Below are 11,717 nucleotides of genomic sequence, written 5' to 3' on the forward strand. Positions count from 1 at the left end.
TTAGAAGAATCTAATTGTATTTCACTCATTTCTTATAGTTTGTATATACTACCTTAACTGTTGAGAAAAGGTTCCGCTTACCAACAATCGAAAGGTTATGGGAGAACACGCTAATCCCCGGTGGAAACGGATGGTTGGATGGGGAATCGTATCACTTTACTCGGTTGTGTCAGTGATAACAATTATTTTAACAATAAATGGTACCATATCTTAAAATGAGGAATGGCATCCTGTACCTTATCAGTTCTCGTAAACATTTATGTTATAAGATGAAAAAATGCCTTAGCCTGTTGTTTTTCTAACAGGTCAAGGCATTTTTTATAAGTTGAAATATTCATTAATAGAATAATATTTCAACTTATAATTGCAAATATAAATTAAATTTCATCATTCAATACCCAAATTATAAATTTTTATTTCTTTAGTCAGGCATCAAAAGTAGAAGTGGATCCATTACTTCAATAAACTTCTCAATAAAAAAGAGCAATCCATTGAACCACTCCTCAAAAAAATCAGTTACTTATGATACGGTTCCCCACGATTAATCCGAAATGCTCGATACACTTGCTCTAAAAGCACTAATCTCATCAATTGATGCGGCAGCGTCATCTTTGAGAATGAAAGGGATTCATTAGAGCGCTTCATCACTTCTGAACTCAGTCCAAGTGACCCTCCAATTACAAATGCTATTTTACTTTTCCCATATGTAGCAAGGCGATCTAGCCCTTCAGCAAATTCTTCTGATGATTTTTGTTTACCTTCAATAGCCAGCGCAATGACATGCGTATCATCTGAAATTTTATCCAATATACGTATGCCCTCTTTTTCTTTTACAATTAACATTTCTGCTTCACTTAAGTTTTCCGGTGCTTTCTCATCCGGTAATTCAATAATTTCTACTTTGGCATAAGATGATAATCGTTTTAAGTATTCTGCAATACCTTGTTTCAAATATTTTTCCTTTAATTTTCCGATTGAAATAACCGAGATATTCACATGTATTCCCCACTTTACAAACACGTTATCCACAAAACTTATCCACATATCCACATGCATTACCCACATATTGTGTGAGAATCTGTGTTCGATACAACATATGTCGCCTTTTTTTGACAAAATTCACATGTTTTTTGTTCTTTTTCTGAGTTATCCACACTGTTGATAACCGGCGCCACTTCACATTCATCCACAATAATATCTAGTGCTAATTCTACATGCTCTAAACAACAAGGTAAATTCATAGTTCTCACCTCACTTTTTCACAATAGAAAACAGGAGGGCAGTCCTCCTGTTTTTTAATAATTTTGACTGGCTAACTTAACCGTTGTTGTTGCTCGTTTAGTACCACGATAAAATGTAAGAGTCATTTTATCATCGATTTTTTTATTATATAAGGCCGTTCGAAAACCAATAATATCATGTATTGGCTTCCCATCTACTGCTACAATTACATCATATTCTCTGAGCCCTGCATCCGTACCAGGCGATGGACTCTTCACATCTAAAATACAAACCCCATCTGTTACACTATCTGGTAAATGCAATGTTTTAGACCAATAATAATTCGGAATTTCATTTAGTGATCTAAGTTCAATTCCAACATACGGTCTTCTTACTTTTCCGTATTTTTCAAGCTCATTCATAACAGGAACTGCTCTTGTAACAGGAATGGCTAATCCAATTCCTTCTACTTCTTTTGCTGCGATTTTCATCGAGTTGATCCCAATTAGTTGTCCAGCTGCATTTACAAGCGCTCCACCGCTATTCCCTGGGTTAATAGCAGCATCAGTTTGTAATACCTCCACTTGCCAATCATAATGCCCATCTTGGTCTAAATCTACAGGAACAATTCGCTCATTTGCAGAAATAATCCCCTGCGTTACGGTCCCTGAAAATTGTAATCCAAGTGGATTCCCGATTGCAATAACTGGCTCTCCTCGGTGAAGCGTATTAGAATCACCAATCTCAATTACCTTCTTTACAGGCTTTGCATCTATTTCTAAAACAGCTAAATCTGTGACTACATCGCTACCCAATATTTTAGCAGGAATCTTTTTGCCATTGCTTAAGCTTACCTCAATGCGATTCGCCCCGGCAACAACATGATGGTTCGTTACGATATAAGCATGACTATCTGTTTTCTTATAAATGACGCCTGATCCTGTTCCAGCTTCTGAATCTGCCTCTGAAAAATTATCACGCTGGATGTTTATTACACCAACAACCGCTTCCGATGTACGATCAACAGCATCTACCAAACCAACGTGATTCGCTGTTTGTGATTGTTTAACTGCCATATTCCCATCACTTGCCTCAGCTTGCTGTAAAGAGCCAGTTCCAGATTCAGAAAACAAAGGGGCCCCAAACGCAAATAATGAAGCTCCAACGATTGTTCCTGCTACGCTAGAAATAATGATACCTTTGTGCTTCCTTTTGTTTGTTCTTTTCATACGAAACTCTTCTTCATCAATAAAGGACATACTTGTTCACCTATCTTCCTGAAAACAACTATATTCACCTTTATTGTTTACTAAAATCAAGAATTATACGTATTGAATTTTCGTGGGATTCTTTGGATCAGTATCATGTATTTCAAACGATTCTCCAACCCCAAATCCTTTTTCTTCCAGTACTTGTGCTACAGACATACGTGCTAATTCTTTCATGTTGTTATCTAAACTTAAATGCGCTAAATAAATATGTTTCGTCTCGTCCGTGATAACATCTGTCATCGCGAGTGCAGCATCTTCATTGGAAACGTGGCCTACATCACTTAAAATACGTCTTTTAATACTCCACGGATAGCGTCCCATACGAAGCATTTCAACATCATGATTGCTTTCAAATACAAAAGCATTTGCTCCTTTAATAATCCCCTTCATACGGTCACTTACATAACCCGTATCTGTAATAAGAGCTAATTTTCTACCATTATGATGAAAAGCATAAAACATTGGTTCTGCCGCATCATGCGATACACCAAATGACTCAACTTCAATATCTCCAAATGTTTTTACATCACCAATTGAGAAAATAAATTTTTGATCAGTTGGAATGTTCCCGATTAAATGTTCCATTGCATTCCACGTTTTTTCGTTTGCGTACACAGGTAGCTGATACTTCCGTGCTAAAACACCAAGACCCTTAATATGATCACTATGTTCATGTGTTACGAGAATACCTGATATATCTTGGATATTTAACTCAGCTTGTTTAAATAAAGCCTCTGTCGCTTTACCACTCAATCCTGCATCAACAAGCAATTTTTGTTTCTCAGTTCCTACATATAACGCATTTCCTGTACTGCCACTTGCAAGTACACTAAAATGCAGACTCATTCCCGCTCACTCCATTATCCTTTTCGTTTTCCTTCTCTTTTCTTAACTTAATAACTTGTCCTTCAATAGCATTCACAAAGAAATCCTCTTTTTGCTCTGTTTTTAAATTCCATGTTGGAGCAAGTACTTGTTTATTAGACTCATGCAAAGCAACAATAGTTGCATAGCCAATTTTTACTTCTTTAAAATGCGTATTTTTCTTTATTTCATTCTTCAAGTATAAATTTTCTAAAGCTGTTTGAGCTGTAATAATTTCTTGCTCTTTTGCTTTTTCATTTTCACCCATTTCTTCTAAATCAGTTAACATGGTTTGCTTATACGAAACAATCTCATTCTTCTCATTTAAATCAACAACAATCATCCCTTGCTCATTATAAAAAATAGGTTTATCTTTATACTTTTGAAAGAAATAAATTTTCGATCCATCCGCTTTTCCAAACTCATACTTTTGTCCATCTAACACATAATTTTTCAAAAACTCACTATACTTATCTTTAGATGGTGTTTTTGCGTTTAACAATGGTTCCTTTAAGTAACTTACAATTGTTTTTGACTCATCCTGTAAGCTAGGGGTTTGATTTTTCAAAGAATGAATATCTTCTTCTTTAAAAGTCTTATTTTTCGCGATAATAAAGGAATCTTTCTTTGATTCCTTAGGTAAATCACCAACCGTAATTTTATCAGCTTTTAATTGCTGATCCACTTGTGTTTCCGTCATGAGTTCTAACTGGTTACTATCTTGCTTTTGAATGAATTGAAACACGAGAAAGAGGTCTAAAACAAAAAAGGTAACAATGAATATTGTTTTAATTCTATTCCAGTCCAATTAGCTTTCCCCCCTCCTCTTCACTCCACTCACGCACTTCATGATTTTCCCCATACTCCACATACCAAATTGGTTTTAAAGTTCCACTTGCGGGTTTTTCACCTGTAGCATACGGTTCATTTTCTGGCACTAATTTATAACCAATTCCGATATTTTGAATCAATTTTTTATCTATCTCAGGATTATTTTCTAATGATTGAGTAACAACCCAACCAGTTGGAAGTACCTTCTTATCCTCAGGACTAATATTTTTGAATTTAAATAAGGGTCTTTTATAGCTAATTAATTCTTCTGCTCCCCATACTTGTTTTAATTCCGTCATCCCATCCTTATTAAATACAGGTAGGCCGTCCTCATACAAACGAAATTTTGTTTCTCCCTTGGAGTTTATATAGTTAAATCGATAGCCTTCTGTTATACCGTTATGCCCATTAACAAATTCAAAACTCTTTTGTACAAGAAGAGAATCTTGCATATGCCTATCACTAGGTACAGATGAATTTGTGTACTCTAGCATTACACCATTCTGTTTAATTTGCATAGAATGAATACCATCTGTGTATGTCTCTTCTGACTTATCAGAAATAAGAGTTGCATAACGCGGATCACTAAATAATGCATTCTTAAACGAGTCTATTCCCAAGTAAGTGGGGATATAGAGTAGGCTACTGATTTCTGTCATTCCATCTGGTAAGAATATTTTTTTCGTATCATTTATATCATACTCAAAATAAGGTTTTGCCAATGCTACAAATTGATTTTGTGCATTTACAATATCCTTTACATTTACACCAGTTAATGTCATTTTATAGATTTCACGATTGCCATAAGAAACAAAATTCACTTCAATATTTTGATCTCGGCTTCTTGAAGAATCGATAATAATACGATCAAAGCTTCGATTTTCCAACTTCTTATCCTTAATTGTTAACACGCCTCTAATCGCATCAAACGGAATCTCTGTAGGAAATATAATTTCGATTTTCCCTTCCCCATGTACATAAGAAAGAAAATCACCTTTAGAAACTGTATTTGTGATATCCGTCCAATCATGTAATTGTCCTTTCTCAAGAAAGGTATATATTAAGTCTATATTCCCTTGCTTTTCACTCACGAAATGCTTCTTATCTTTATGAACAATTATAGAAGACGGAACAATTACATTTGAAATATCTTGTTTTAGTGCATCTGCATTACCTTCGACGAATTTTGTACTTTGCATTGAATTAGAATCAGGTACATATGTCCATAAATTAAAGGTAAGAAACAGGCTAATGACAACTAGATTAATTAGAACAATGGTTTTAAAGTTTTCCATATTCATTCCCAATCGTCCTCTTCTTCCTTCGCCATTGGAAGAGTAAAGTAAATCGTCGTTCCTTTACCTTCCTCACTCTTCGCCCAAATAGATCCACCATGTGCTTCAATCATCTCTTTGGCGATAGCTAAACCGAGACCTGTTCCACCCATCTGTCTCGAGCGCGCTTTATCAACACGATAAAAACGCTCAAAAATCTTCTCTACATTTTCTTTTGGAATTCCCATCCCTTGGTCACTGACGCTAATTTCTAACATATCTCCCCGATCGCGTAAACGATATGTTACCGTTCCACCTTCAGGAGAGTATTTTAATGCATTTGAAATAATGTTGTATAAAACTTGAGTGATTTTGTCTGCATCCATATCAATAAATCGAGATTTCTTAGAGAAAGAACGTTTGAAACTAACATTTTGTTCCTTCGACATTTCAAAACGATCGATAATATTATTAAAGAAATCAGTAAAGTCTACCCATTCTTTCATTAAACGATGTTCTGTACTATCTAATTTAGATAACTGCAGCAATGCATTTACAAGTCGAATCATTCTTTCTGTTTCTTCTTGTGTAACCGTTAAAAATTGTGGTGCAATATTTGGATCTTGCCATGCGCCATCAGTAAGTGCCTCTAAATAACTACGCATAGTTGTTAATGGTGTTCGTAACTCATGAGATACATTCGCTACAAATTCACGGCGCTCACGGTCAATACGTTCTTGTTCCGTTACATCATACAATACAGCGATTAAACCATTCGCTTTACCAGTTTCTTTTTGAATAACCGAAAAACTAGCCCGCAAAATATATGGTTCATTACGCGTACTAAAATCTAATAAAACTGAATCTGGTTCTTCATATAGATGATCCAATGTAAACTCCTCTTGGATCCCTAACACTTCTAGGACAGATTGATCAAGTGCTGTTTCACGCGAAACATTTAACATCTTTTCAGCGGGATCATTTAATAAAATAATATCTCCCTTTCGATCTGTAGCAATTACACCATCTGTCATATGTGATAAAACTGACGATAACTTACGTCTTTCACTTTCCGTAGAAGAGCGTGCTTGTTGTAATTTTTTTGATAAATTATTAAAAGCTAGTGCCAATTGTCCAATTTCATCATGACTATGAACTTTTACTTTGCGAGAGTAATTTCCTTTCGCCATTTCAATTGCTTGTCTTCGCATATCTGAAATCGGTCTTGTAATTGTCTGAGCTAATAAAATTCCAAGAACTGCTGTTACTAATAAAGCAATTACTGTCCCAGTCGCAAAAATTTGATTGATATCCTTCATCTGTTTATAAACGTCTTCCATGGATGCAACAATCTTAATGACACCATAAGGATTACCATTCTCGCCTTCAATAGGAGTAATCATAACTTGAACACGATGGCCTGTATTTCCATCTTTTTCAATCTTTGACTCAGCTTTTTTTTGTACAAGTACCCGTTGGACAGCTATATCTGTCGTTGTCTTATTTACCTTATTTTGCTTAGAAGAATCTGAGATTGCTATTAAACGCCTATGTTCATCAATAACACTTACCTCTTGAATATCTTTTTTACGATCTGATGCAAATTCTGTAATTGACTTCCTAATAGCGTCATCCACTGACTCATTTTTGTCACGCTTTTTTGTGAACTCTTGCTTCAAATTATAAGAAAGTAAATTTGTTTGCTGCGTTAAAGAATCCTTGAAACTTTGTACAAGACTTTTCTCTAGTTCGCGTACAAAATATACGCCAATAACTTGCATTGCTATTAATATTAATAACATATATATAAGCACAAATTTCAAATGAATAGATTGAAAAAAACCAACTTTCTTCATATACTATTCCTGCTCTGGGTCACGCAAGTAATATCCTACTCCACGTCTCGTTACAATTAAAGTAGGATGACTTGGATTATCTTCAATTTTTTCACGCAAACGACGTACTGTTACATCTACTGTACGTACATCCCCAAAATAATCGTAACCCCAAACTGTTTGTAATAAATGTTCTCGCGTCATAACTTGTCCTAAATGCTTCGCTAAATAATGTAGCAATTCAAATTCACGATGCGTAAGCTCAATGCTTTCTTCACGTTTCGTTACACTATATGCATTCGAATTAATAACAATTGGTCCAATAACCATTTCTGTATTTTCTTCTTTTTCTGCTGTACCGCCTTGCTGATGGCGACGTAAATTCGCTTTTACACGCGCCAATAATTCCCTTGTACTAAATGGTTTTGTTACATAATCATCTGCTCCAAGCTCAAGTCCCAATACTTTATCAATTTCAGAGTCTTTCGCAGTAAGCATAATAATTGGCATTTCAGAGTTTTTACGTATTTCACGACAAACCTCTAGTCCATCTTTTCCTGGTAACATAATATCTAATAAAACCATATCAGGTTGTTCTTCGTTTGCTTTCTCGATGGCCTCATCACCATCATGTGCCATTACAATTTCAAAACCTTCTTTTTCTAAGTTAAATTTTAAAATATCTGCAATTGGCTTCTCATCATCAACTACTAAGATTTTCTTTCCCATCATCGTGTATTTCCTCCTCATAAAAATATGGTCAATTATCCTCAAACACATTGATGTTTATATAGTCTTTCCCTATATGACGCCACCCTTTGTTTAAGTATTTTCTCCTCTATTCTCATAGAATCATGTATAATCCACTTTTACACGGAATCCTATACGATCTACAGAAAAACCTCTAGCTTCAACTGCTAGAGGCTCCTCATTCTATTGTAAAATAACTACTCTCATTTGTAAAATTGCACAATATAAAAAGGATATTAAGTGGGCCCACCTAATATCCTGAGAGTGGCTCGGGACGGAATCGAACCGCCGACACGAGGATTTTCAGTCCTCTGCTCTACCGACTGAGCTACCGAGCCAAAACATATATATAAAACCACTAATGGTGGTATAAACAAAAGTGGCGGTCCCGACCGGGGTCGAACCGGCGATCTCCTGCGTGACAGGCAGGCATGTTAACCACTACACCACGGGACCAAAAAATATAAAAAAACATGACCCGTACGGGATTCGAACCCGTGTTACCGCCGTGAAAGGGCGGTGTCTTAACCACTTGACCAACGGGCCACGAAAAATAAAATGGTGAGCCATGAAGGACTCGAACCTTCGACCCTCTGATTAAAAGTCAGATGCTCTACCAACTGAGCTAATGGCTCATACTCACCAACGTCATATTTTCGTGACGACAAGAGATATCATAACATAATATCTTTAATATTTGCAATACCTTTTTTATTTTTTTTATAAAAGATAAGAAAAAACTCATGAGAGCATGAGCTTTTTCTTAAAAAAATCAGTTTCTTATATCAATTAAGCTTCGTATACGTTACGAACGATATTCGTTTGGTTACGATCTGGTCCCACTGAGAACATAGATAATTGAATTCCTGTTAACTCAGAAACACGCTCTACGTATTTTCGTGCATTTTCAGGAAGCGCATCTAATGATCTTACACCAGTAATATCTTCTGTCCAACCTGGAAGTTCTTCGTATACAGGCTCACATTTCGCTAAAATGTTTAAGTTTGCTGGAACTTCATCGATAACTTCTCCATTATATTTGTAAGCAACACAAATTTTAAGAGTCGGAATACCTGTTAGAACGTCGATAGAATTTAATGATAGATCCGTTAAACCACTAACACGACGTGCATGTCTTACAACAACGCTATCGAACCAACCTACACGGCGAGGACGGCCAGTTGTTGTTCCATACTCACGACCAACTTCACGAATTTGATGACCAATTTCATCATGAAGCTCAGTAGGGAATGGACCATCACCTACACGGCTTGTATATGCTTTACATACACCTACAACGCGAGTAACTTTCGCAGGACCAACTCCAGTTCCAACTGTTACACCACCAGCAATTGGGTTAGAAGATGTAACGAATGGGTACGTACCGTGGTCAATATCAAGCATAACACCTTGTGCACCTTCAAATAATACACGATGATTGTTATCTAGTGCATCATTTAATACAACAGATGTATCACATACATATTGCGCGATTTGTTGACCGTACTCGAAGTACTCTTCGAAAATTTCTTCTACGCTGAAACCTTCTGTATCGTACATCTTTTCAAATAAACGATTTTTTTGTACTAAATTGCGCTCAAGCTTTTCTTTAAATGCTTCACGGTCTAAAAGATCAGCCATACGAATACCAATGCGAGCAGCTTTATCCATATATGCAGGACCGATACCTTTTTTCGTTGTACCGATTTTGTTATCACCTTTACTTGCTTCTTCTAATTCATCTTGTTTTAAGTGATAAGGTAAAATAACGTGTGCACGGTTACTTACACGTAAATTATCAGTACTTACACCACGATCGTGTAAGTATTTTAACTCTTCAAGTAATGCTTTCGGATCTACTACTAATCCGTTTCCGATTACACAAATTTTCTCTTTATAGAAAATACCAGATGGAATTAAGTGTAATTTGTATTTAACACCACCAAAGACAATCGTATGTCCTGCGTTATTTCCACCTTGATATCTTGCAACTACTTCCGCATGCTCAGAAAGAAAGTCAGTAATTTTACCTTTTCCTTCATCGCCCCACTGTGTTCCTACAACTACTACTGAAGACATTATTCAAGCACCTCCGCAATTTTCAAACGAACTTTTCAAACAATATAATTGTACCAAAATGAAAAGAGAAGTCAATTTAAAAACGAACATTTTTTTGTATTTTATCATTTTCGTTCGTAAGAATTCTGTATTCCCACGATGAAAGCCCTATCTTTTATACATAAAAAAGAAACACACCTTATTATAAGAAATGTGTTTCTTTTTTATACTTTTTCTATGCCGGTGGTGCATGTCCATCATCAAAGCGACGCTCTAAATTTACGAATTTGTTAAATTCCTTTACAAACGCGAGCTCGACAGACCCTACCGGACCATTACGTTGTTTTGCAATAATAATTTCAATCGTATTTTTATTTTCCGTTTCACGATCGTAGTAATCTTCACGGTACAAGAACGCCACAATATCGGCATCTTGCTCAATACTTCCTGATTCACGAATATCAGACATCATCGGGCGTTTATCTTGACGAGATTCAACACCACGAGATAGCTGAGATAAAGCAATAACAGGCACTTGTAATTCACGTGCAATTCCTTTTAATGTACGAGAAATTTCAGATACTTCCTGCTGACGGTTCTCACCTGACTTCCCACTTCCTTGAATAAGCTGCAAGTAGTCGATTAGAATCATTCCAAGCCCTTGTTCTTGCTTTAATCTACGACATTTCGCCCGGATTTCACTCACTCGAATACCTGGTGTATCATCGATATATATACCAGCATTCGAAAGACTTCCCATTGCCATTGTCAATTTTGCCCAATCATCTGAAGTTAATGAACCAGTACGAAGCCTTTGCGCATCAATATTTCCTTCCGCACAAAGCATACGCATAACAAGTTGATCTGCACCCATCTCCAAACTAAAAATCGCAACATTTTCATCTGTTTTAGTCGCTACGTTTTGCGCGATATTCAGCGAAAAAGCTGTTTTCCCTACCGAAGGACGGGCTGCCACGATGATTAAATCGTTACGCTGAAACCCTGCTGTCATCTTATCTAATTCAGTAAATCCAGTCGGTATCCCTGTGATTTCACCCTTTTGATTATGCAAAAGTTCAATTTTATCGTAAGCATCTACAAGAACATCCTTAATATTTTGGAATGCTTTTGCATTTGTCTGATGTGATACCTCTAATATCTTTTTTTCTGCCTCATTTAAAAGGCCTTCCACATCATCTTCTCTTTCATATCCATCTGATACAATATGAGTTGCTGTTCGAATCAAACGACGTAAAAGCGCTTTTTCAGCAATAATGCGCGCGTAGTATTCTACGTTTGCTGCTGTTGGAACAGCTTCGGCTAATTCAGCTAAATAAGAAACACCACCAATTTCTTCCAATAACCCTTGATCAGCAAGTGCTGCTGTTACGGTAATTAAATCAATCGGTTCTCCTTTATCAGATAATCCAAGCATAACTCCAAAAACCTTTTGATGTGCTGTTCGATAAAAAGATTCCGGTAGCAGCAATTCTGAAGCTGCTGTTAACCCATCTTGATCGAGAAAGATAGCCCCTAACACTGCCTGCTCAGCCTCTATATTATGCGGAGGGGTACGATCAGCAAGTATGTCACTCATACGCAATCCTCCTTGC

10 protein-coding genes and 4 tRNA genes are annotated in these 11,717 nt (G+C 36.3%); all 14 read right to left on the reverse strand.

Going from position 1 to position 11,717, the window contains the following annotated elements; all coding sequences use genetic code 11:
- Nucleotides 1-516: 516 nt before the first annotated feature.
- The 14 genes from rlmH to dnaB all read right to left on the reverse strand — a co-directional run bounded on the left by rlmH (nucleotide 517) and on the right by dnaB (nucleotide 11,701).
- On the reverse strand, nucleotides 517-996 hold the full coding sequence (rlmH, locus tag ACIQ7L_RS13130) for a 23S rRNA (pseudouridine(1915)-N(3))-methyltransferase RlmH (RefSeq protein ID WP_400569762.1): 480 nt from the start codon (nucleotides 994-996) through the stop codon (nucleotides 517-519).
- Nucleotides 997-1,055: 59 nt separating this feature from the next.
- Complete coding sequence (locus ACIQ7L_RS13135; protein WP_400569691.1) at nucleotides 1,056-1,241, reverse strand: CxxH/CxxC protein; 186 nt, start codon at nucleotides 1,239-1,241, stop codon at nucleotides 1,056-1,058.
- Between the two features lie 54 nt (nucleotides 1,242-1,295).
- Nucleotides 1,296-2,480 (reverse strand): S1C family serine protease, encoded by a 1,185-nt coding sequence (locus ACIQ7L_RS13140; RefSeq protein WP_400569693.1) that lies wholly within the window; start codon nucleotides 2,478-2,480, stop codon nucleotides 1,296-1,298.
- A 63-nt stretch (nucleotides 2,481-2,543) separates the two neighbouring features.
- Nucleotides 2,544-3,338 carry an MBL fold metallo-hydrolase gene (locus tag ACIQ7L_RS13145; RefSeq protein WP_400569694.1) on the reverse strand — a complete coding sequence of 265 codons (795 nt, stop codon included), beginning with the start codon at nucleotides 3,336-3,338 and terminating at the stop codon, nucleotides 2,544-2,546.
- Nucleotides 3,322-4,164, reverse strand: coding sequence for a two-component system regulatory protein YycI (locus ACIQ7L_RS13150; RefSeq protein WP_400569696.1), 843 nt, complete (start codon nucleotides 4,162-4,164; stop codon nucleotides 3,322-3,324). The genes ACIQ7L_RS13145 and ACIQ7L_RS13150 overlap by 17 nt, the downstream gene beginning before the upstream one ends.
- Nucleotides 4,151-5,488, reverse strand: a complete 1,338-nt coding sequence (locus tag ACIQ7L_RS13155) for a YycH family regulatory protein (RefSeq protein ID WP_400569698.1) — start codon at nucleotides 5,486-5,488, stop codon at nucleotides 4,151-4,153. Before ACIQ7L_RS13155 ends, ACIQ7L_RS13150 begins: the two co-directional genes overlap by 14 nt.
- On the reverse strand, nucleotides 5,485-7,317 hold the full coding sequence (walK, locus tag ACIQ7L_RS13160; RefSeq protein WP_400569700.1) for a cell wall metabolism sensor histidine kinase WalK: 1,833 nt from the start codon (nucleotides 7,315-7,317) through the stop codon (nucleotides 5,485-5,487). Before walK ends, ACIQ7L_RS13155 begins: the two co-directional genes overlap by 4 nt.
- 3 nt (nucleotides 7,318-7,320) lie before the next feature.
- Entirely contained in the window at nucleotides 7,321-8,028 is a 708-nt protein-coding gene (walR, locus tag ACIQ7L_RS13165) for a cell wall metabolism DNA-binding response regulator WalR (protein WP_400569702.1), read from the reverse strand.
- 283 nt (nucleotides 8,029-8,311) lie between these two features.
- Nucleotides 8,312-8,384 (reverse strand) — tRNA-Phe (locus ACIQ7L_RS13170).
- A 42-nt stretch (nucleotides 8,385-8,426) separates the two neighbouring features.
- Nucleotides 8,427-8,502, reverse strand: a tRNA-Asp gene (locus tag ACIQ7L_RS13175).
- Between the two features lie 18 nt (nucleotides 8,503-8,520).
- Nucleotides 8,521-8,592, reverse strand: a tRNA-Glu gene (locus ACIQ7L_RS13180).
- A 13-nt stretch (nucleotides 8,593-8,605) separates the two neighbouring features.
- Nucleotides 8,606-8,681: transfer RNA gene (locus tag ACIQ7L_RS13185), tRNA-Lys, on the reverse strand.
- 154 nt (nucleotides 8,682-8,835) lie between these two features.
- Nucleotides 8,836-10,125 (reverse strand): adenylosuccinate synthase, encoded by a 1,290-nt coding sequence (locus ACIQ7L_RS13190; protein WP_400569704.1) that lies wholly within the window; start codon nucleotides 10,123-10,125, stop codon nucleotides 8,836-8,838.
- A gap of 214 nt (nucleotides 10,126-10,339) precedes the next feature.
- On the reverse strand, nucleotides 10,340-11,701 hold the full coding sequence (dnaB, locus tag ACIQ7L_RS13195) for a replicative DNA helicase (RefSeq protein WP_400569706.1): 1,362 nt from the start codon (nucleotides 11,699-11,701) through the stop codon (nucleotides 10,340-10,342).
- Nucleotides 11,702-11,717: the final 16 nt, after the last annotated feature.

Source organism: Bacillus sp. NPDC094106 (assembly GCF_044764345.1).
In the GTDB taxonomy this organism is placed as follows: domain Bacteria; phylum Bacillota; class Bacilli; order Bacillales; family Bacillaceae_G; genus Bacillus_A.